Raw genomic sequence first — 22,256 nt, forward strand, 5'->3', positions numbered from 1 at the left:
ATGCCTTGATTCTGACTTTTTCCTCCTTCTTGGCATTCAAACATGCTTTCAATGTCTTCAATTCAGGTTATAATAAAGTGAGACAATGTTACAGACAATTAGCAGTGTGAAGTCAGTAACCAAAAAAACTAGAGTGTGCCAATGTGCACTCTAGTTTTCCAAATATGCTAATATTTGCTCAACTGCTGCTTCTCCCTGATCAATACAATCAGGTATTCCAATTCCACGGTAGGAGCTGCCTGCGACAAAAAGACCTGGCAGGTTCTCCGCAATGTCTTTTTCTAACTTGTCCACCTTTGCTTTATGGCCGATTCCATATTGAGGCATGGCATTTTCCCAGCGGGAGACGACTGAAAATCGTGGTGTCCCTTCGATTTTCATAATCTTATTCAAATCAGATAACACAATTTTTTCCAGAGCCTCATCCGACAGATCAACTACACTTTCATCACCAGGGCGGCCGACATAACATCGAAGCAGCGCCATTCCCTCTGGTGCAGCTGTTTCCGGCCATTTCTTGTGTGTCCATGTACATGCCGTAATGCGATAATCACTGTTACGCGAGACAACAAAGCCTGTGCCATCAATATCTTCTTTAATAGCGGATTGATCAAAAGCTAAGGCGACATTGGCTACAGAAGTTGCTTTCATATCTTCAAGGCTTGAGACAAAATCATAATTACCCAGCATCTTCTTCATCGTATTAAAAGGTGTGGCAACCATCACAGCATCTGACCTAATGGTACGATGATCCGATAATGTCAGCGTATATTGTTCGCCGGCTTTTTCAATCTGTTTAACTACAGTATTTTTGCGGACTACATTGTCATCCAGCATTTCTTCTATTGCTTCTACCAGTGACTGCAAGCCATCTTTCAGACTGTAGAACATACTTCTTTTTTTGCCAGGAGAAGTCTTGGGCTTCGGCATTGTCTGCTGCAAGCCTCTCACTAAGCTGCGATGTTTCTGTTCCAATTGATAAAAGTTCGGGAATGTTGCCATCAAACTTAAATCATCGATATCTCCAGCATAAATACCGGACAGCAATGGTTCAATCAGATTTTCAACCAGTTCATCACCAAATCTTCGTCTGAAAAACTTTCCTAATGATTGGTCTTCCTTTGGCTCACCTTTTGGTAAAACAAAATCAAAACCTGCTCTTAATTTCCCTGACAAGCTAAACAAATCGGAAAATAGAAAAGGTTTTACTTGTGTAGGAATTCCCATAAATGACCCTTGCGGCATACTGTGCAATTTTCCATCAACGAGAATATATGATTTTCCTGTACCATTTGTCACCAGCTGGTCGCCCAGTCCCGCTTCACGGGCAAGTCTTTCTGCCGACTGCTTACGGATTAAGAAAGAATCCGGGCCTCGTTCGATCGTAAATCCATCGCGGCGTTCTGTTTTTATCTTCCCGCCAAGCCGTTCACTTGCCTCGAGCAGAGTAACCTGGTAGGGCAAATGCTTTTCTTTGATCTGTTTCTGAAGATAATAGGCGGCAGTTAATCCTGCGATACCGCCGCCTATAATGGTAATATGCTTCATGATTGATCATTACTTTGGTATTTTTCTAGTACAACTGTTGCAAGTGTATCAATAAATTGTGGATGCACATTTGGCATTTCCGGTCTGTAATAACTCGCGCCGATTTCCTCACAAACCACTTTGCACTCATAGTCATTGTCATAAAGTACTTCTAAGTGATCGGCAACAAATCCGACTGGTGCATAAACAAACGAACGATATCCATTATGTTCATAAAGATCGCGAGTTAAGTCCTGCACATCTGGCCCTAACCATGGATCAGGTGTGTTTCCTTCACTTTGCCAGCCTATTTCAACATGCTGTACACCTGTTTTCGCCTGAATCAGCTCTGCTGTTTTCTTCAATTGATCAGGATAAGGATCACCATTCTGCAAAATTTTCTCTGGCAGACTGTGAGCAGAAACAACGAGAACCGCACTTTCTTTCTCAGCTTCATCCATTTTATTAAATTCGCCTAAAACAGCATCCTTCCAATAATCAATAAATCCTTCTGCATCATACCAGCTTTCCACTGATTGAATCGTTACGCCATGCTTCTCTGCCTCTTCCTGGGCCCGGCCATTATATGATTTTACACTGAACGTCGAATAGTGCGGTGCTAGCACAATGGAGATAGCTTCAGTGATCCCGTCATCTGCCATTTGTTTTACTGCATCTTCGACAAATGGTTCAATATGCTTTAAGCCTAAATAATAAACAAATTCCACCTCATCTTGTTTTTCATTCAGACGATTTTCAATTGCCTGTGCTTGTTCTTTCGTAATTCTTGCAAGTGGAGAAATACCGCCAATTGCACGATATCTCTCTGTTAAATCATCGAGCATTTCCTGAGAAGGTTTACGACCGTGACGGATGTGTGTGTAATATCTTTCAATATCTGCTTCTTTATATGGCGTTCCATATGCCATTACTAAAAGTCCTATTTTTTTCTTTGCCATTGTTATACATCCCTTTCTCAATTATCGTTTCGAATAACTATGAACAAACTCCGTTAATTGCTTCAACCTAGCTGGACTTATTTCAGGTGTTACCCCATGTCCTAAGTTAAAAATGTGACTTGGATGCTGCTTTCCTTCATCAATAATTTGCTTCGTCTTCTCTTCAACAACATTCCAGTCTGCCAGTAAAAAGGCAGGATCAAGGTTACCCTGAAGAGCTTTCGTCACATCTAATTGTCTTGCTTCACTAATCGATAAGCGCCAATCCAAGCCAATAACATCAACAGGAAGATCATTCCATTCTTTAATCAAGTGACTTGCCCCAACACCGAAAATAATTAACGGGACATCATTTTTTCTCAATTCAAAGAAAATCCGCTCCATAATTGGTTTAATGTACTTACGATAATCTGTTACATTTAATGCACCAACCCAGGAGTCAAAAATCTGGATTGCCTGTGCACCAGCTTTTACCTGCGCTTCCACATAAGTAATGGTCATATCAGCTAGTTTATCCATTAATGCAAACCATGCCTTTGGATCACTGTACATTAATGCTTTTGTTTTATGATAATTTTTCGACGGACCGCCTTCGATCATATAGCTTGCTAAAGTAAAAGGCGCACCGCTAAAGCCGATCATAGGAACATTTAATTGTTCCTTTGTCAGCAGTCGAATTGTCTCTAATACATACGGTACATCACTTTCCGGATCAATAGTTCCCAATTTATCGATATCCGCTTTTGAGGTTATCGGATTATCAATTACAGGACCAATTCCTGACTTAATCTCCACATCCACACCAATTGCCGGAAGTGGTGACATAATGTCTTTATACAGAACGGCTGCATCGACATTGTACATTTCAACAGGCAGCCTTGTCACATACGCACAAAGTTCTGGCTGATGAGTAATTTCAAATAAAGAGTATTTCTTTTTTAATTCACGATATTCCTTTTGCGATCTGCCAGCCTGGCGCATATACCAGACAGGTGTATAATCGGTTTCTTCTCCTCGAAAAGCTTTTAAAATTGTATCATTAAATTTCGTCATTTTTTTCACCCTTTTTATCCATTCCACTCTACTATAGAATGTTTGACGGTTTCTGTATAGTTTTTTTGAACAACGTTCACTAAATTGTAATTATTATAACTAAAAAACAATTATAATAAAAAATCATAAGATTTAAAAGTCAAACGATAATGAAGCAATGTTTGATGGTTCTCCTTCTCGTTCTGTCAGTCGGTTATAAGGAACGACATAATAATCCCCGCTGTTAAATACATTGATATCTTCAATGGTGAATTGCCCAATACCCTCAACCTCACCAATCAACGGATCTTCCCCATCTCTTTGTTCATAGATCCGGTACATTACACGTTTATCTGGAGAGGCAGTCCAGAACAGCTTGCCTTGAAATATAGAAAAGCCGCCAAATTCAAAGGAACCAGTCACATCAGTAATTGTCGGTAATTCGATTGGCTTTTCCAGATCCGTTACCTTATCCGGTTTTTCAAACTCTTCTTTTATCTCAGTCTGCTTATTAATCTCAGATATGATAGCTTTCGTTAATTTCGTTGGTGCTTCACTGCCTGATGTTAAGTAGTTTTGTTCCGATATCTCTGAAAATCCAATCCATGTTGAGACAACATAATCTGGTGTGAATCCGGCAAACCATGCATCCTTTGTCTTGCCTGTTACAATGGAATGTTCTGTTGATCCAGTTTTTCCAGCAAGTGCTTTAGGGTATTCTCCTGCTGCAGCAGTACCATGATCAACGGTTGCTTCAAGCATTCGTACCATATCCCACGCCACTTGGGGATCAAACACTTGATTTTTCTGTTGCTCCACACTCGCCAGCTGCTCTCCATATCTATCTGTAATAGAATGAATGGTTCTTGATTCCAGCCATTCTCCATTATGAATAAAAGTTCTGTAAGATTCAGCCACTTGCAATGGAGTAAGCCCATACTCTAAACCTCCCACTGCAATTGCCAAACCATTGTCTTCCAGTATTATATTCATCTTTTCCAGAATTGACTTACTGTAGCTGATGCCAATTTGGTCCAAAGTCCATACAGCTGGTGCATTTTTTGACTGGACAATCGCTTCATACATCGTAACTTCTCCAGAAAATACCCCATCAGCATTGTTCACTTGATAACCGTTATAATCGATGTCTTGATCAGGTAAATAATCATAAGCATGATAGGCATTTAATTCCATCGCTGGTCCATAGACAGCAATAGGCTTCATTACAGAACCAGGCTGTTTCGGAACTTGCAGGTGATTCGTTTTGTTCAGTTCAAATTGTCTTCCTGCAATTAATACTTTTAAATGTCCGGTATCTTCTTCCATTAAGGCAAACGCACCATCAACAGCCTCACTTGCTGAAGGAAAGTATTCGTCCGCTTGCATCTTCTCATATGCCATTTTTTGCATCATTGGGTCCATATATACTTCTATTTTATATCCACCGCGTTTTAAAGCATCTCTGCTTAATCCATAAACGGTATCTAATTCTTCTAATACCTGGGCAAAATAATCATCTAACCAAGGTTTTTCATCTTCTTCCTGTTGCTGAACTCTGATATTTTTCGCTTGTAATGCCTGCATTTCTTTTGCAGTGATCGACCCATAATCAACCATTTGCTGCAGTGCAAGATCCCGCCTTTGCTTTGCTTTTTCGATATCATTATATGGTGAATATGTGTTTGGTGCTTTTACCATGGCAGCAAGCATTGCACCTTCTTCGATTGTCAGCTCTTCAATACTTTTGCCAAAATAATAGGTTGCCGCTGTGCCTACACCATATATCCCATGCGCAAAGTATACTTCATTTAAATAGAGTTCTAATATATCTTCCTTGCTGTAATTTCGCTCTAAATAAATCGATGCCATGACTTCTTTCGTTTTACGCATCCATGTTTTATCATTAAAAAGAAAAAGATTTTTTGCTAATTGCTGGGTTATCGTACTGCCGCCTTCCACTTTACTCATCGCCAGAATATCCCGATAAACCGCACGAGCGACTGATGGAAAAGAAATACCGGCATGATCATAAAAACGTTGATCTTCCAAAGCTAAAAACGCTTCTTCTACATGATCAGGAATTTGGTCAATTGTTACATAATCACGGTTTTCAGTATATAACTTTCCAACAACGGTCCCGTCTTGTGCCACAACTGTGGAAGCTGTCGGCAGGTTAACGGCTGTTTCGTCAAAAACAAAACGACCGCCAAATATAATAAATGAATATCCAATGATCGCCAATAAGAACATGGAAGAGAAAATAATGACGAGCCACTTAAAACGTTTGATCCACTGGAAGCCTTTATTCAGCCATTGTTTAAATTGCTCCAAACGTTTACACACCTTTCTTAGTTAGAAAAACTTGACTATTAATTTGTAAAAGACCATAATTTTACATATACTATAAAGTGAGACTTTGATTTTATATCCCCCACTGACCATTAGCGAAACTTATCAGGATGCTTAGCGTCTGTTTTCCCCCACTTACTATCTTCGTGTTACTCGAAACTTGAAGGGGGTATTACAGACGGTTAGCGCTGCGATCAATACGAAAACGATCATTTTGCTAGAGAATAGTAAAAAGCACACAAATTCTATTTTATCATAATTGATTTATAAATACTTCTAAAATAGAACGGAGGATCTTCATGAAAGCTTACATGACAAATGGCACTTATGAATTCTTAAACAAACTGAAAAATAAGCACACGATCTCCCCTTTTCTCCTTATGAATAACAGGGAAAATGCAATCGCCTTCTATGAAAGCGAGAAGCAGTCTATTTTTCAAACAGGCCGTAATTATGAAGTCATTGCAAAAGAGGGAAATCTGTCCGAAGAAGGGTTTGCATCTATTATTCATCTGCCGATTACTGATGAAGGTCGGCCGATCTTTGAGCTTGAGTGGAAGGATAAACTGAAAAGAGTTGGCCAATTAAATGGACTAATTGCCGCAAGAGTATTGCGTCCACTTAGAGGAAATGAGTATCTGATCTTAACCGAATGGGCTGATAATAAAGTTTACCAAACACAAAAGGATTTCTTTATCGAAGAAGAGAAAAGTCCCTACAGCAGCGCAGGACCGAACTATACGAAGACCTATCATGTCGGGGAAAAGGAAGAAGACTAAAACCTAAAGAAAAAAGCTGATCCTCTGTAAAGGAATCAGCTTTTTCTTTTATTCTACTACATTTGTATCAAAAAAGTTTTCAAATTCTGCCTGTGGCTGTTCACCGACAATACGTGCAGCTTCTTCACCTGCTTCAAAATGGACTAATGTTGGAGTTGATTGGATACCATATTCTTGCCATTGGTCTCTAAATTCTTCTAAATTCATTTTTACAAGATCAACTCCATAATCATCTGCCATCGGAACTACAACAGGAGTTGTTCGTTGACAATGGATACAATTCGGATCATAGAAATATACCGTTACATCTTCTCCATTATCTAATTTCTCTGCAAGTTCATCAGGTAAAATTTGATTCTGATACATAGGATCATCTAATTGATCGATTGTCGTTTGATTCAAGTTCGATTTATTATATGGATTTCCTTCTGAAGCTTGATCTTTTTGGTAATCTACCACAAACCATAGTGCCCCAAAAATCGCAACAAGCACTAGTACAAAGATTATCATCTTTTTCAAATTAAACTCTCCTTTGTTGAACAATTAAAACAAGGTGTATAACAAAAATAACGACAAACGCGAAAAGTGCCTGAAACGGAATGGTTATAAATCCTAAAAACTCTACATAAATCCCATTACAAGGAACTAGTCCACATGCCTCGCCAGCTGATGCCATACTGGGCACTTGCTGAATAAGATAATGATAGGTGGATACACCAATTCCGATCCCGCTCATAATAAGTCCAGGCAAAGCATATCGTATGTCTTTTTTATAAAGTGCATAACCATAGATGAGTACAAGGGGGTACATTAGTATTCTTTGATACCAGCATAATTCACATGGTGTATATCCTTGCACTTCTGAGTAAAATAAACTGCCCAGCATTGCGACAAGACTTTGCGCCCATGCGATAAACAGCAATGTCTCTTTTTTCTTCTCCATTTATACACCTCTCTTCCCACCATTTTATTATACATAGATCAGTTATAAAAACAAACAGATGAGCAGCCAGAATGATATTTTTCACAGATTGGACAAAATTGCATGTTAGGGATAGTCCAGAAATCCCCTTTTATTCATTCGATTGAATATTTGTTCTATATTTAGTTTTGCTATTATTACAAGTGATTATTTACGTGCCCCAGACCTATTGATTGAATATGCTGAAAAAAGAGCAGCTCCAAATGAGCTGCTCTTTCTTCTTACCCTACATATTGATAATAGAGCTTCTTCGCTGCCTTTATATCTTTCGTACCGTGAATAAAAGTACGACCGTCTTTAAAAATAACAATGCGATAATTGTGCACTTCAAATGAAATAAGAAACGGATTTTTCGTCACATGAAGATCTGAATTCTGGCTTAAATGGCTGCAAAGCTGGTCTAAATTCACACTCTCCCTGTGATTCACTCTAATTTGAACCGTATCTCTGCCACATAACACTGCCGTCTTCATCTGGGCATCATATGTCAAGTTCGGATATTCCCCCATCACACATGAGGGACACTGCTGATCCTTTAATTTCTTCACATCGATCTCCATCCGCTGGTTCTTCCATAAATCAAATCCGATTAACTTCCCAGACAGTGCTTCGGAATTATTAGTCAGAATTTTTAGCGCTTCTGTCATTTGGTGCGCTACAACCATTTGGACTGTCGGACTAATAATTCCGACCGTATCACATGTTGCTCCATCACTTGGGATATGATCAAGCAAGCAATGAAAACATGGTGTCACACCAGGCAAAACGGTAAAAGTAATGCCGTAGCTTGCGACACAGCCGCCATAGATCCATGGTTTCTGGTGTTTTTGGGAAATATCATTAAGAATTAATCTTGTGTCAAAATTATCTGTCGCATCCATGATTAAATCAACACTTGGTACAAGTTTCTCTAATTCCTCTACCCCTGCATCTTCTACTAGCGCTTCAATGGCAATATGAGAGTTGACAAGTTCCAGTCTGCGCTTGGCAGCGATCGCTTTTGGTGTTCGTTCTTCTGCATCACGCTCTGTAAACAATTGCTGCCGCTGTAGATTACTTGCCTCCACATAATCACGATCAATTAATGTTAATTTTCCGACACCAGCTCTTGCAAGCATTTCTGCACTGCTTGAGCCTAGCGCCCCGATGCCGATAATCAACACATGGCTGTCTGCCAGCTTTTTTTGCCCTTCCATTCCAATTGGTTCAAACAATGTTTGCCTGCTATAACGATTATCCACCAATACTGATCCCTTCTTTAGGACTGCTTGCTATAGCATATTGTTTTTTCTCTATTCTGCCTGCTTCATAGCCCAGTCTTCCTGCATGGATTGCCAGTTTCAGTGCTTCTGCCATTTTCACTGGATCATCCGCACCAGATACCGCTGTATTTAATAACACCCCATCAGCACCTAATTCCATTGCATATGCTGCATCACGAGGGGAGCCGATGCCGGCATCCACAATAACAGGTACATTAGCCTGATCAATGATGAACTGAAGATTTAATGGATTAAGGATTCCTTGGCCAGAACCAATCGGAGAAGCTCCTGGCATAATAGCATGCGCGCCTAATTCTTCCAGCTTTCTTGCTAATACAACATCATCAGAAGTGTATGGCAATACAGTGAACCCATCGTTTAATAGCATTTCTGTTGCTCTTAATGTTTCAACAGGATCAGGTAATAACGTTTTGTCACAGCCAATTACTTCCACTTTTATCATGTCACATAAACCGGAAGCATCGGCAAGCTTCGCAATACGAACCGCTTCTTCCGCATTTTTTGCTCCTGCTGTATTTGGTAAAAAGCGATAATTTTTCAGATTAATTTTCTCTAAAAAATTGGGCTGCTCCTTGTCAAAAATGTTCATTCTTCTGACAGCAAACGTTAAGACCTCTGTTTCCGAAACTTCTACTGCTTGTTTTTGTATATCAAAATCGGGATACTTACCTGTTCCTAAAAATAATCTTGACTGAAAAGAAAATTCTCCTATTTTCATCATCATTATCCTCCTCCAACAAAATGAACAATTTCTAACTGATCTCCATCTGAGAGACTCGCACCCATATGGTCCTGTTTCTTCAATATGATCTGATTATGCTCGACAATCAGCGATTTATCGCTTAAGCCCAGGACACCAATCAGCTCTTCAACATTCTCTACATTTTCTTCCATTTGGATTAAATCCCCATTAATCAATAATTTCATCATCCACACCCTTTTTAAATAATTGCTTGTTGTGCCCTGTCAACCGCAAAGCTTCTGGTATATTTCTCAGCTGCTTTTCCTTCGATTAAATCTGCCATCATGATGCCTGTCATAGGTGATAATAAAATACCATTTCGATAATGGCCCGCAGCAACATAAAGTCCCTGCTTACCTGGTATTTCACCTATGTATGGGAAGCCGTCCTCTGTTTGCGGGCGGATTCCTGTCCAGAAATTTTCCATCTGCGCATAGGCAATGGCAGGAAGAATCTGCTTCGCTCTTGTGAGCAAATATTCCACACTCTTCACCCGAACAACTGGATCTGTTATACCCGGAAACGAAGTAGCACCAATAATGATCCGCCCATCTTGTTTGGGAACTAAGTAACATCCATCAGAAAAGATCGTACTCCCTATTAATGGTTGATCTGGCCTGATAGAAACACACTCCCCTTTTACAGGAGTTATCGCCATATCATCAGGTAACCAGTTCGTCATATCTTTTCCTGTTGCCATAACAAGCTTGTCACAGTAAAAAGAGCCGTTACCCGTTTTTACACCTTTCAGTCCATTCTCTTGTTCGATTATTTCATTTACTTGTGTATGTTCCAGCAGCACAGCATGATGATTTTGGGCTGCCCTTGCAAAAGCTGAGGTCAGCATTGGGGCAGATACATGCCCATCATCTGGCAAAAATAAACCCGCCAGGAAATCAGGCGCCAATTTCCTTTCTTTTAATAAAACCGCTTTTTCTGTCAAGAGAATAGCAGTTTCCCCAGCATTCTCCTGAAATTTAGCCATTTTCTTTAATTGATTTAATTGCTCTTGTGTATAAGCTAATTTCAGCATCCCTTTTTGAACAAGTTCTATGTCAATCCCGCTGGCTTCCTTTAACTCCCTTGCCAGTTCCGGAAAAAGCGCTCGGCTTTCTCTTGCAAAATCAAATAATACACTATCTGACGAGAATTCCGCTTGTGCACCAAGCATCCCTGCAGCTGCACATGAAGCACCATTTCCTATTGTGCCACTCTCAATTAGTAAAACATGGTATCCCCTTTTGCTTAATTGGTATGCAATGGAACAACCAATCACACCGCCGCCAACAACAATTTGATCAAACTGTTTTCTCATGCTGTTCCTCCTTCCAATGATTGAATCTGTCATAATAAGCCTTCGCAACCTGGATTGGTTCAGCCGCCTCCCAAACTGAAGAGATCATGGCTACTCCATTTGCTCCTGTGTCTAGGACTTCTTTTACTTGATCTGGCTTAATCCCACCAACGCCGATAACAGGGATGGAAGTTGTTTGCGCAACATCCTGTAAGTTCTTCAATCCTCTAGGGTTCACACCTTGTTTTGAATTACTGTGATAAATATGACCATATAAAACAAAATCAGCTCCATCTGCTTCTGCCTTTCTTGCTTCTGCTGCTGAATGAACAGATTTTCCTATTTTTATATCAGGGAAGCGTTCTCTTACAAGATTTACCGGCGGACTGTGATAAGCAAGCTGAACACCGGCACAGTCTCTCATCACCGCGAGATCCACTCGATCATTGACGATTATTTTAGAAAGTGGAATACCTGTCTCCCATATGATATCAAGTACTTCTAAAAGCTCAGCAGCTGACTTTGTCTTTTCTCTCACATGAATATAATCAAAATAATGATGAAAACTTCCTAATTGTTCAAGATCTGCTTTTGTTATCTTTCCGTTTGTAATTAGATGAATCCCCTTCATACAAAACACCCTATCTTTCCGTAAGTAGTTAAGGAATGCAGAAAAAAACCACCCTTCCAGCTAGAGAAGAGTGGTTTTGTAATAATGAATAAATAACGTGCTCCACCACTTCCCTCCGCTGGTGTTAACCAGATCAGGTTCAAAGGGTCCGAAATTTCTTCGTCTCAGCCAATACTCTGGCTCCCCTAGTGTTCAATCAACTATTTAGTTTTGATAGTTACAGAATAACACAAAATGGTAACTAATCCAATATTCATTTTTAATTTGTGTTTATTTTTTGAATTAGAGGGAAGATATATAGTGGAACATAAATGATGAAAGGATGTTAGGACATATGGCAAAAGATCAAGAAAAATTACAAGAATTACTGGATGGTTTAAATGTAGACTTAGCGAATGAATATGCTGCTGCAATCATGTACACTTATCACGCATCTGCAGTTTCCGGACTATATCGCTCATTGTTAAAACCTTTCTTTGAAGATGAAATTAATGATGAGCTTGGACATGCCTTATATTTATCTGACAAGATCAAAACATTAGGCGGAACACCAACAACTACCCCAGCAAAAGTAGAACAATTAACAGATGTGAGAGAAATGCTGGAAGCTACTTATAAAGCAGAAGCTGAAACAATTGAACGATACGAAAAACGTAAGCAGCAGGCCGAAGAATTAGGCTTCACTGAACTTGCAGTTAAATTAGATGATATGATAGCTGACGAAACACACCATAAAGAAGAAACACAACGATTACTTGCAGATAAATCATTCTTTAGCTAACCTCCCCCTTAATAATAGATAAAAACAGACTTCCAGCAAATGTTGGGAGTCTGTTTTGCTTCCCTTATTATGGTATAATGATGGGAAAAGAGGAGGGAAAATACATGCTTCAAACATTTTTTCAGGAAGTGGATAATTATTATGACGAGATGGTAGAAATGCGGAGACATTTACACCAGCACCCCGAGCTTTCCTTCCAAGAGTATAAAACAGCATCGTTCATTCAAGATTTTTATCATAAATTAGATATACCCTTCCAACCAAATGTTGGCGGCAATGGGGTGGTTGCCAGACTCAATGGTGCTCAATCAGGCAAGACGATCGCACTAAGAGCTGATTTTGATGCACTTCCGATTGAAGATGCAAAACAAGTCCCTTATCGCTCAACAAATTCCGGCGTGATGCATGCCTGTGCTCATGATGGCCATACTGCAACATTACTAACCGTAGCGAAAATTTTACATAAATACAGAGACCAGCTTCCTGGGAACATTACTTTTATTCATCAGCATGCAGAAGAGGTTGCACCAGGCGGAGCCCAGCCGATAATTTCTGATGGGGTGCTGAAAGGTGTTGACTATGTTTACGGAACACACCTTTGGACAGGCACACCATATGGGATTGTTCAAACAGCTCCAGGTAACTTTATGGCTGCTGCAGATAAATTTACGATCACCATCAAAGGTAGCGGCGGGCATGGGGGCATGCCACATCAAACGATAGACCCGATCGTCATTGGATCACAGTTGGTAACTAATTTACAGCAAATTGTCAGTCGAAAATTAGATCCATTGGCAACTGCCGTACTTTCTATCGGTAAATTTCATGCAGGCAATGCCTATAATGTGATTCCTGATATTGCTGTAATTGAAGGTACTGTAAGGACATTTGATCAGGAACTACAGCAGTTGATTATGGCAGAAATGGAAAAGATAATAAAAGGAACATGCCACAGCTATCAAGCAGAATTTATTTTCGATTATCAAAAAGGTTATCGTCCTGTCGTTAACCATAAGGAACATGCACAATTAATTATCGAATCGGCACAGCAAGTAGATGAGGTGGAAAAAGCGGAGATAGTTGCCCCAAGTATGACAGGCGAAGATTTCGCTTATTATCTGGAAGAAAGACCTGGTGCCTTTTTTTTCACAGGAGCCCAGATAAAAGATCAGTTTGTCCCACACCATCATCCAATGTTTGACTTTGACGAAAGAGCAATGAAGATTGCTGCCAAAACATTGATTAGTGCAGTGATGAAGGCAAACCAAATATAGCCGGATTATCTATGATATCCTTTTCCTATCAAATCTCTTCTCCCCATCGGGTGATTTGATAGGTAAAGAGCTTTTTCCTATCATATCTCTTTCTTCCATCGATGGTTTTAATAGGTAAAAACCTTCTTCCTATCATATCTCTTCTTCCCATTAGGCGGTTTGATAGGTAAAGAGCTTTTTCCTATCATATCTCTTTCTTCCATCGACTGTTTTAATAGGTAAAGACCTTCTTCCTATCATATCTCTTCTCCCCATCGGGCGTTTTGATAGGTAAAGAGCTGCTTCCTATCAAATGAGCGGCTTTACCTAACAGATCTGACAGGTAAAACTGCTTTATACCTCTCTCATTTAGTTACACAAAACTTCAGCATGCAGCTCATCATCAGAAAACACCAAAAAAAGAACCCAGTCTGGACTGGGTTTAAATTATAGAAATATTCCTTCTTTCGACCTATTGCAGCTTCCTGTCATCTACTTTGTATCTTTTGATTAACATAACCAGGTATGATCAGCCAGACAAAGACAATGGAAGCTGCCGCCATTAATCCGCCAGTTACATAACTTTCCACAACAAATAGGAAGATGGCAAACAACAACATTTGCACAAACATCAGTTGTTGAATCCACTTAATAAATGACTGTTTACGGACTTTATCTGCAACAGGATACAAGTCCAGCCAGATAATGATGGCATGATGTTTCCAAAGTGGAAGCAACTGAATAAAAGTCATATAGCTGAACAAAATAGCAAAAATAAGTTTCATCCACATATTAGGAACAAAGAAAATAATTAATCCGCCAACCACCAGCAAGCGAGTATAAATACCAAAATATTCGCCGCTTCTTGCACTAGTTAAGCGATATAAATAGGTATAACTATTTGATTGTTCAAATGGGACAGACTTTGTTAAAAGCCTTGCAAAAAGAGCCCGTTTCTTAACAGTAGTCTCCAAATGCGGAACATCTGTAAACATATTTGCCAACCGGTAAAATGACCGCATCCGTAAATAGTCACGTTCAATCATCAGTTCCCAATTAAGTGCTTTTTGTTTGTTAAAAAGATATCGGTTATAAATGAGTAAACCAATTCCCATTACTGTAATAATGCCGACCATCAGCATTTCTTGTTTGATAAAAAAATAGATTAACGCACTAATTATCAAATAGCGCACAATAATGTCCATTGTCCTCATTGACTGCTCACGGACTTTCAACATCCACCAGTTCGCAATCATACTCCACCCTTTTACAATCAAAAGAACAAGTAACAGCAACCCATATGTGTTTCCTTGATACTGTGTTAAATATAATGGAGCTAAAGCAGCATAGATAAATAAGAATAAATAGATCTGGGTAACATAGCTGTATATTAAAGTCCGCCTAAAATAACCTTTCAGCTGATGTTCAGCAGGAATCAGAAAAACAATATCCGCTCTTTTTAGCATTGTTTGGATTGGACTGTATGTTGTTACAGAACCTAACAGAATAGCGATAATAAAGGCTGTCGGAAACTCCTCTGGAAGTTCTTCTAACCATTGCTGGTAATAATAGGCTAGAGCAGACAGGATAAAGAACACGGCAATCGCAAGGTGCCCTGTTAAAATATAGCGTAAATAACGATTTATTTCTTTTACATGTCCTTTCAGACGTTCGGTAAATAAGGTATTTGCCTTAAGCATGAGCATCTGCTTCCTTTGTCAATTGAATATATAAATCATCTAATGTGGCTTCAGGCTGTCCAAATTGCACACGTAATTCGGCCAATGTTCCTTTTGCTCTGATTTCCCCATCATGCAAAATGACAAATCGGTCACAATAGCGTTCAGCTGTTGCTAAAATATGTGTCGACATTAAGACACCTGCACCATTTTCCTTCATTTGATTCATCCATTGCAAGTAGGATTGAATACCGAGAGGATCCAGTCCGACAAATGGCTCATCAACAATATATAATGAAGGTTCAACAAGAAATGCTGCCATAATCATCACCTTCTGACGCATCCCTTTCGAGAAATGAATCGGAAACTGCTTTAGCCTTTTTTCTAACCGAAACTCTTTCAACAATGGCGCAACACGTGAATGATACGTTTCTTCAGACAAACCATAAGCCATTGCTGTTAGTCGTAAATGTTCTTCTAATGTTAATTCATCATAAAGCACAGGCATTTCAGGGATGTAACTAAACTGGGTACGGTAACTTTCAGGTGCCTGATCAAATGTTTTTCCATTGATGGATACAGTGCCTTTCTTTGGCTGCATCAGACCAATCACATGTTTAATTGTCGTACTTTTACCAGCACCATTTAAACCGATCAATCCTACAATTTCATTTGGATTCACATCAAAAGATATTCCATGAAGAACGTTTCTGTGGGTATAACCACCTTCGAGCTTATCGATATGTAATAATGGTTGCATTCATTTCTTCCTCCCTTTTTCCACGGTCCAATTCACTGATCTTTTTAAATCTTATCACTTAATCCTGAAGATGCCAAAAATATCGTGATATTCCAACTATCTTAGTAAGACATTGTTGCGCTTCTTTTCAATTATTTATACAATAGGAGTATAATAAAGAACGATAAAAAAGAAAACAAAGGAGCGCCAGTAATGACACTACATAATGAATGCATTTTTTGTAAAATAATCGCGGGAGACATTCCATCAGCAAAAGTATATGAAGATGATGACGTATACGCATTTCTTGATATCGGCCAAGTGACCAAAGGACATACACTGATTGTTCCAAAAAAACATACAAAGAATATCTACGAAACGGATGGGGATATTGCTGCAAATTTATTTAGTCGTGTTCCGAAAGTGGCAAATGCAATAAAAGAAGCATTTCAGCCGAAAGGAATTAATATATTAAATAATAATGAAGCACCTGCTGGTCAATCTGTCTTTCATTTACATATTCACCTGATTCCGCGTTACGGCAAAGGAGATGGATTCGATTCCAAATGGATCACACATGAAAATGAGTATACAGCAAATGACTTAGCAGAAATTGCAAATACGATAAATAAACAAATTAGTTAGTACCGCTAAAAAGTAGTTTTATCCTGACAAAAAAAGTGAATAATAAGTTATAAAAAGGGAGTGTTTCATATGATTAATGCCAAATCTCTATTTTTCGGAATAATTGTTGGTGGAGCAATTAGTGCAACAGCAACTTTATTGAGTGCACCAAAGTCCGGAAAGGATCTGCGTTACGATGTTAAACATAAAGGTGATGAAGCGATTCAGGCAATTAAGCACCTTAAAGAAGACGGCTTTGACTTAAAAGAGCAAATTACACAGACTTCCAAGGAAGGTGCTGCTCTTATTAAAGACCTTTCCGCAGATGTTAAACAATCGATTGAGTCATGGAAACAAACGGTTGAACCACATCAGAAGAACATTCAAAAGTATTTAAATCAAATCGAAAAAAGCTTAAAAGAATTAGAGGAAAAAACAAAGAAGCAGACAGAAGAAGCTTAATGATCATCCAAAGAACGACTATTCCATGTCGTTCTTTTTATATTTAAAATGAATGTGTATGAACTCCTCCACTAACTCTGCATACATTCCTTCTTTACTTAATGCAAGCATTGTTCGTTCAGGATTCAGTTTTTCACAAAGCTCCCCAACAAAACGAACTAATAACGGTTCAAAATTCAGGTAGCCTTCCTCTTTCCACTCATAAAACGTTTGCTCCAGTTTATCTAACGTTTTCAGCAGCAGTTGATATTCTTTTTCCGTTATCCCTGATTCCACTAAAAGTCTTACTAGATGGTGGGCATCGACATTGCTGATAGAAAGTAACAATTGGATATGAAATTGTTGTTTTTGTAATTCCTTCTCCATCTCCATACAGCGAAAGACAACCTCTCTATTATTTCAAAATATATGCCGCTATTCTTTATTTATACTCTTTGTTTATAGCAGAAGTCAAGATTTTAAAATAATATCGCTTACAATTTATTTTTTTTGTAAATCCTATTGATTTTTATGATAAATCATACTATAGTCGTGAAGTGCTTTTTTACTTATGCATATACTTAACTGATAATGAGATTAACAGAGGTGATTCCATGAATTGTTGGGATACAATAAATGTAGAAAAAAATTTGGGATTTCGGCGTATAATGATCCTTTCATTTATATTTGGATTAATATCTTTTATATCCTTATATTTACCTATAACATTTGTTCATACAAATGCTGTGATAAAAGATTATGGATTCATTCCATTAATAGTTGGCTTGGCATGTTTACCGCTGTTGCATAAAATATTTCATATTATTCCATTAAAATGTGTAAACAGAAAGGTAAAATTATCGTGGTCGTTTGAAATGAAGATTATCCCAAACTTTAAAGTCTGTGCCAATACAAAGACGAATAAACCGACCTTGCTTATTGCCTTATTGTCACCAACTATTTTTATTACCGTTCCATGTATTGTTGCAGGTTTTCTTTATTCCAGTTATTATCCATACTTTCTACTATATGCGGCGATTAATTTGAGCCTGTCATATGTTGATTTTATCTATATTAAACATTTATGGAATGCACCGAGGAAATGTATTATTTCCAATGATGAGAAAGGTTACGACATATTAATTCAACGCTGAAAGACAAGGGAAATTGCTCCCTTGTCTTTTTTACGTTAGGAAAGCATAAAATTTCCTGTTTCAATAGCAGAGGTACCCTCCTGCCATTATAAAAGCAAAAATCCTAAGGGACATACTGTTCAAATATGCTTTTTTTTGTTAAAGTATTACTTGAGTATAAGGAGGTAGATTCATGCTTTTGGTGTTTGCAGTATTTTCAATATTTGTTTTATTTATTTTTAATTCATTAACCTATAGATTGTGTATGCAGACAGAAATGGGGGAAGAAAAACAACCGAATGTATTTCGAACCATTAATGTCTTAATAACAATATTATTAATTTCTTCATATGTAGAAGTTATTTATACGTAATCAAAATATGTAAAAACAGTGGAATATCTTTTTTCGCTGTTATTTTTCTCGCAAAGTATGTTATATTATTGCAAGAGTTAAAAATAGCATTAGCAAATAGTAGGAGTGTATAAAGTATGAAAAAATTATTTATGACAGTAACAGTCGCAGCAAGTGTTATCGCACTTTCCGCATGTTCATCAAATGAATCGGAAACAGTTGTGGAAACAAGCTCAGGAAATATTACAAAAGAAGCACTATACGAACAAATGCTGGAAACAAACGGTGAGGCAGCTATTCAGGATATGGTTATTAAAACCATTCTAGAAGATAAATATGAAGTCTCTGATGCCGACGTTGATGCAGAAATTGAAACATATAAAGAACAATTCGGCGATCAGTGGGAAATGGTTTTACAAAGTAACGGATATGCAGATGAAGACGCATTTAAAGAAGATCTGAAATTCCAACTTCTTCAGGAAAAAGCTATCACAGAAGATGTAGAGGTAACGGAAGAAGAAATTAACCAGCGATATGAAAGAATGCAGACAGAGTTAGTTGCAAGTCACATCCTTGTTGCGGATGAAGCAACTGCCAATGAAGTATTAGACAAGTTAAATGCTGGCGAAGACTTTGCCGCATTAGCAGAAGAGTATTCAACAGATACAGGCAGTAAAGCAAACGGTGGTGACCTCGGACAATTCGGTCCTGGTAAGATGGTTCCAGAGTTTGAAGATGCAGCATATAACCTTGAAGTTGACGAAATCAGTGAACCTGTTCAAACACAGCATGGTTTCCACGTTATAAAAGTAACAGATCGTGTGGCTGTTGAAGATGTGGAACCTTTAGAAGATATTCAAGATCAAATCAGAAGAGAAATTGCAATGACTAAAGTAGATCAGGCTGCTATGCAGACAAAAATCCAGGAATTAATTACGGATGCCAATATCGATGTTAAAATCGATCAGTATAGTGATCTATTTGCAGCTCCTGAACAACCAGCACCAGAAGAAGGAGCTACTCAGGAAACAGAAGAGCCAACAGAATCTGAGGATTCTGCTAATACAGAAGAATCAACAGATGAATCTGCTAACACGGAAGACAGTGCGAATACGGAAGAAAATACCGATACAGAAGAATCTGCAAACCAATAATCAAATTCCCCTATCTCTTTTTCCAAAAGGGATAGGGTTTTTCATTAAAGGAGTGGGAAAATGACGAATCGATATTATTTTTATCAAACAATCCCTATTCAATATTCATTATCAGATCAACAAAAAGAAGAAATCCTGTCCGCATACCTCCCCCCTACCTTACCGGAAAGTAACACTGAACAAGCATTTAACTTACAGGAGACTCCGAAAGGAACATCTGTGGCAACCAGAGTGCTATTAAATGACTTTGATATTAAGCAGACGAAGACGAAGAAATCTTTTTTAAAAATCACCTTCAGCAACCAAGCTGGAAATATTCCAGCAAAAATGTGGGACAACAATAACTCGGTAGAAACAACCGTTCCATTACTGGAAGAGTCAGGCGTGTTTGATATTAAAGGACAAGTCGATGAATTTAATGGTTTTAAAAGTATTACGATCCATAATATTTCACCATGTAAAGAAGAAATTGATCCATTTGAATTACTGGCTTATACAAAACAAGATCTGGATCAATTAACAACAGAATTGTTTGCATATATTTATGAATTAGAACAGCCGTATAAAACAATTGCATTGAATGCAATGGATAAACTTTGGGACAGTTTCAAATTAAGCCCTGCGGCAAAGGGATTTCACCATAATTATCTTGGCGGGCTATTAAAACATACAATCGGTCTGATGCGTTTTTGCAGATATATCACCGTTCTTGAAGAGAATCCGTTCCGCGCAGTAATAAAATTAATACATAAGGTAGAAACACAATACAAGCAGGAGATTTGGGAATCATTAAAACAGGATGAGCCGACCAGAAGTTTTGTCTGGAAAGATACGATTGATCATTTATACAGCATGTTACACGGTATGTCTGAACACAAATATGATTCCATCCATTATGATGCATTGATGACTAGTATTCTCTTTCATGATATTGGTAAATTACTAGAATACGATTATGCCGGCAGAACTGCAGATGTATTTCATTATCTGTATCCAACAGCAGTGTTTGATAATCCAGCAAAAAAACAGTCGGGTATTGCAATGGATCCTCTCGGTTTAATGATTGGACATATCCCATATGGTGTTCTACTCTTAAATAAAGTGATAGAAGATAATCAGATTGCGATTAGTATGGAGGCAATCCACCTTATGTCCCACTGCATTTTGTGCCATCATGGATTACCTGAATGGGGAAGTGCCGTAAGAAAGCCATTGAGCTTAGAAGGCTATATTATTCATATAGTAGACTATCTGGATAGTCGCTATGAAAATACAGAATCAGATGATGAAAAGTAAAGGAGTTTTAGAAAATTGAATTGGCAATTCTGGAACACAATTAGTCAGGAAAACTGGATTGATATTGGTATTTCCATTGGAGTAATTCTCCTGTTTTTAATATTGAGAAAGCTATTTACGAAATATGTATTTTATATCATTGTTAAATTAACCAAAAAGACAAAATCAGAATTTTTAAATCAAGTAGTCGCTGCTTTTGAAAGACCATTAAGATGGGTATTTATTTTGATCGGAGTCTATATCGCATTAGACTTTTTCCCATATATCGATCAACATAATCAGCTGCTAACCCAATTATTAAGAGCTGGATACATCCTTCTTATCACATGGGGATTATATAACCTGTCCTCTAATAGTTCGTTTTTCTTTATGAAACTTAATTCACGCACAAACATACAAATAGACAAAATTCTTATTCCATTTCTTTCAAAGGCAATTCGTGTGATTATTGTTATCATCAGTATCAGTGTCATTGCTGAAGTATTTGGCTATAAAGTTAGCGGGCTGGTTGCAGGACTTGGTATTGGTGGGTTAGCATTTGCACTGGCAGCCCAGGAAGTAGTCAAAAATCTGTTTGGCGGTGTTGTGATTATTACAGAAAAACCATTTTCGATCGGGGAATGGATAAAGACGCCGACAGTAGAAGGAATTGTGGAAGACATTAATTTCCGCAGTACATTAATTCGTACATTTGCTGATGCGGTAATTACCATTCCTAACTCCACCCTGTCAAATGAGCCAATTACCAATTGGAGCAAAATGGGGAAAAGGCAAATCAGTTTTAACTTAGGTGTGGAATACAGCACACCAAAAGATAAGTTAGAGACGGTGAACAATAAAATTAAGGAGTACTTAGAGAATCATCCTGAAGTTCATCAGGAAACTCTTTTTGTCCGTTTCACAGAGTTTAATCATAGCAGTTTAGATATTATGTTGTATTTTTTCACAAAAACAACCGTATGGGGAGAATATTTGCGTATTAAAGAAGAAATTAATTTTAAGATAATGGAAATTTTAGAAAGTGAAGGTGTATCGATTGCTTTCCCTTCTCAAACAATCTATTTTAATGAGAATAGTAAACACATAGTGAAAAATTCCTCCCAATCAGAAGAATAGAAGCTTAGATAAGATTCCTGCTTTGGAAGAGTACAGGAAAATGTTTTAAGGGATCAAAAATATCTGGAGAAAATCTTCAAGACTCCCCAGTGATAGCAGCAACATTAGAA

Annotated in this window: 24 protein-coding genes and 1 riboswitch; of the genes, 10 read left to right on the plus strand and 14 right to left on the minus strand. The window is 38.1% G+C overall.

All coding sequences use genetic code 11. From position 1 onward, the window contains the following. Nucleotides 1-150: 150 nt before the first annotated feature. The 4 genes from hemY to F9U64_RS02100 all read right to left on the minus strand — a co-directional run bounded on the left by hemY (nucleotide 151) and on the right by F9U64_RS02100 (nucleotide 5,849). A complete protein-coding gene (gene hemY, locus F9U64_RS02085) occupies nucleotides 151-1,551 on the minus strand; it encodes a protoporphyrinogen oxidase (RefSeq protein WP_153401173.1) in 1,401 nt (466 codons plus the stop codon). Next, a complete protein-coding gene (gene hemH, locus F9U64_RS02090; protein ID WP_153401174.1) occupies nucleotides 1,545-2,486 on the minus strand; it encodes a ferrochelatase in 942 nt (313 codons plus the stop codon). Before hemH ends, hemY begins: the two co-directional genes overlap by 7 nt. 21 nt (nucleotides 2,487-2,507) lie before the next feature. Next, nucleotides 2,508-3,539 carry a uroporphyrinogen decarboxylase gene (gene hemE, locus F9U64_RS02095; RefSeq protein WP_153401175.1) on the minus strand — a complete coding sequence of 344 codons (1,032 nt, stop codon included), beginning with the start codon at nucleotides 3,537-3,539 and terminating at the stop codon, nucleotides 2,508-2,510. A 132-nt stretch (nucleotides 3,540-3,671) separates the two neighbouring features. Continuing rightward, complete coding sequence (locus F9U64_RS02100; protein WP_228275554.1) at nucleotides 3,672-5,849, minus strand: transglycosylase domain-containing protein; 2,178 nt, start codon at nucleotides 5,847-5,849, stop codon at nucleotides 3,672-3,674. A gap of 317 nt (nucleotides 5,850-6,166) precedes the next feature. Here F9U64_RS02100 and F9U64_RS02105 point away from each other — a divergent pair, with 317 nt between their 5' ends. Then, entirely contained in the window at nucleotides 6,167-6,646 is a 480-nt protein-coding gene (locus F9U64_RS02105; protein ID WP_153401177.1) for an antibiotic biosynthesis monooxygenase family protein, read from the plus strand. 48 nt (nucleotides 6,647-6,694) lie between these two features. Here the strand turns inward: F9U64_RS02105 and F9U64_RS02110 are convergent, their stop codons facing one another. The 7 genes from F9U64_RS02110 to F9U64_RS02140 form a co-directional block, all read right to left on the minus strand. Further along, complete coding sequence (locus F9U64_RS02110; protein WP_194287252.1) at nucleotides 6,695-7,165, minus strand: thioredoxin family protein; 471 nt, start codon at nucleotides 7,163-7,165, stop codon at nucleotides 6,695-6,697. 1 nt (nucleotide 7,166) lies between these two features. Beyond that, entirely contained in the window at nucleotides 7,167-7,589 is a 423-nt protein-coding gene (locus F9U64_RS02115; RefSeq protein ID WP_153401179.1) for a disulfide oxidoreductase, read from the minus strand. A gap of 260 nt (nucleotides 7,590-7,849) precedes the next feature. Continuing rightward, the gene (locus F9U64_RS02120) at nucleotides 7,850-8,869 is read right to left on the minus strand and encodes a MoeB/ThiF family adenylyltransferase (protein WP_153401181.1); all 1,020 of its coding nucleotides are present in this window, start codon (nucleotides 8,867-8,869) and stop codon (nucleotides 7,850-7,852) included. Continuing rightward, on the minus strand, nucleotides 8,862-9,632 hold the full coding sequence (locus F9U64_RS02125; RefSeq protein ID WP_153401183.1) for a thiazole synthase: 771 nt from the start codon (nucleotides 9,630-9,632) through the stop codon (nucleotides 8,862-8,864). The genes F9U64_RS02120 and F9U64_RS02125 overlap by 8 nt, the downstream gene beginning before the upstream one ends. A 2-nt stretch (nucleotides 9,633-9,634) precedes the next feature. Next, nucleotides 9,635-9,841: a sulfur carrier protein ThiS gene (gene thiS, locus F9U64_RS02130; RefSeq protein ID WP_407647262.1), complete on the minus strand. Its 207-nt coding sequence runs from the start codon at nucleotides 9,839-9,841 to the stop codon at nucleotides 9,635-9,637. A gap of 11 nt (nucleotides 9,842-9,852) precedes the next feature. After that, nucleotides 9,853-10,968 carry a glycine oxidase ThiO gene (thiO, locus tag F9U64_RS02135; protein ID WP_194287253.1) on the minus strand — a complete coding sequence of 372 codons (1,116 nt, stop codon included), beginning with the start codon at nucleotides 10,966-10,968 and terminating at the stop codon, nucleotides 9,853-9,855. Then, nucleotides 10,952-11,578, minus strand: a complete 627-nt coding sequence (locus tag F9U64_RS02140) for a thiamine phosphate synthase (protein ID WP_153401189.1) — start codon at nucleotides 11,576-11,578, stop codon at nucleotides 10,952-10,954. The genes thiO and F9U64_RS02140 overlap by 17 nt, the downstream gene beginning before the upstream one ends. Nucleotides 11,579-11,671: 93 nt before the next feature. Continuing rightward, nucleotides 11,672-11,775, minus strand: a riboswitch (TPP riboswitch). A gap of 137 nt (nucleotides 11,776-11,912) precedes the next feature. On the opposite strand from F9U64_RS02140, the gene F9U64_RS02145 reads away from it, so the two are divergent. Both F9U64_RS02145 and F9U64_RS02150 read left to right on the plus strand, forming a co-directional pair. After that, complete coding sequence (locus F9U64_RS02145; RefSeq protein WP_153401190.1) at nucleotides 11,913-12,359, plus strand: ferritin-like domain-containing protein; 447 nt, start codon at nucleotides 11,913-11,915, stop codon at nucleotides 12,357-12,359. Between the two features lie 104 nt (nucleotides 12,360-12,463). Beyond that, a complete protein-coding gene (locus F9U64_RS02150; RefSeq protein WP_153401192.1) occupies nucleotides 12,464-13,633 on the plus strand; it encodes an amidohydrolase in 1,170 nt (389 codons plus the stop codon). 467 nt (nucleotides 13,634-14,100) lie between these two features. On the opposite strand, the gene F9U64_RS02155 is transcribed toward F9U64_RS02150, so the two are convergent. Then, on the minus strand, nucleotides 14,101-15,312 hold the full coding sequence (locus F9U64_RS02155; RefSeq protein WP_153401194.1) for an ABC transporter permease: 1,212 nt from the start codon (nucleotides 15,310-15,312) through the stop codon (nucleotides 14,101-14,103). Further along, nucleotides 15,305-16,051 carry an ABC transporter ATP-binding protein gene (locus F9U64_RS02160; protein ID WP_153401195.1) on the minus strand — a complete coding sequence of 249 codons (747 nt, stop codon included), beginning with the start codon at nucleotides 16,049-16,051 and terminating at the stop codon, nucleotides 15,305-15,307. The genes F9U64_RS02155 and F9U64_RS02160 overlap by 8 nt, the downstream gene beginning before the upstream one ends. A gap of 192 nt (nucleotides 16,052-16,243) precedes the next feature. Between F9U64_RS02160 and F9U64_RS02165 the strand changes: the two genes are divergently transcribed. After that, nucleotides 16,244-16,675 carry an HIT family protein gene (locus tag F9U64_RS02165; protein WP_153401197.1) on the plus strand — a complete coding sequence of 144 codons (432 nt, stop codon included), beginning with the start codon at nucleotides 16,244-16,246 and terminating at the stop codon, nucleotides 16,673-16,675. Between the two features lie 69 nt (nucleotides 16,676-16,744). Further along, nucleotides 16,745-17,116, plus strand: coding sequence for a YtxH domain-containing protein (locus F9U64_RS02170; RefSeq protein ID WP_153401199.1), 372 nt, complete (start codon nucleotides 16,745-16,747; stop codon nucleotides 17,114-17,116). Nucleotides 17,117-17,134: 18 nt separating this feature from the next. Here F9U64_RS02170 and F9U64_RS02175 read toward each other — a convergent pair whose 3' ends face one another. Further along, nucleotides 17,135-17,488: a DUF1878 family protein gene (locus tag F9U64_RS02175; RefSeq protein WP_153401200.1), complete on the minus strand. Its 354-nt coding sequence runs from the start codon at nucleotides 17,486-17,488 to the stop codon at nucleotides 17,135-17,137. Between the two features lie 275 nt (nucleotides 17,489-17,763). On the opposite strand from F9U64_RS02175, the gene F9U64_RS02180 reads away from it, so the two are divergent. From F9U64_RS02180 to F9U64_RS02200, 5 genes are all read left to right on the plus strand, one after another. Beyond that, complete coding sequence (locus F9U64_RS02180; RefSeq protein WP_228275570.1) at nucleotides 17,764-18,249, plus strand: DUF3267 domain-containing protein; 486 nt, start codon at nucleotides 17,764-17,766, stop codon at nucleotides 18,247-18,249. A gap of 172 nt (nucleotides 18,250-18,421) precedes the next feature. Continuing rightward, the gene (locus F9U64_RS02185) at nucleotides 18,422-18,601 is read left to right on the plus strand and encodes a hypothetical protein (protein ID WP_153401203.1); all 180 of its coding nucleotides are present in this window, start codon (nucleotides 18,422-18,424) and stop codon (nucleotides 18,599-18,601) included. Nucleotides 18,602-18,717: 116 nt separating this feature from the next. Next, on the plus strand, nucleotides 18,718-19,734 hold the full coding sequence (locus tag F9U64_RS02190) for a peptidylprolyl isomerase (protein WP_153401205.1): 1,017 nt from the start codon (nucleotides 18,718-18,720) through the stop codon (nucleotides 19,732-19,734). A gap of 60 nt (nucleotides 19,735-19,794) precedes the next feature. After that, complete coding sequence (locus F9U64_RS02195; protein WP_153401206.1) at nucleotides 19,795-21,030, plus strand: HD domain-containing protein; 1,236 nt, start codon at nucleotides 19,795-19,797, stop codon at nucleotides 21,028-21,030. 15 nt (nucleotides 21,031-21,045) lie between these two features. Beyond that, nucleotides 21,046-22,146, plus strand: a complete 1,101-nt coding sequence (locus F9U64_RS02200; RefSeq protein ID WP_153401208.1) for a mechanosensitive ion channel family protein — start codon at nucleotides 21,046-21,048, stop codon at nucleotides 22,144-22,146. Nucleotides 22,147-22,256 lie beyond the last annotated feature (110 nt).

Source organism: Gracilibacillus oryzae (assembly GCF_009498735.1).
GTDB lineage: Bacteria > Bacillota > Bacilli > Bacillales > Amphibacillaceae > Gracilibacillus > Gracilibacillus oryzae.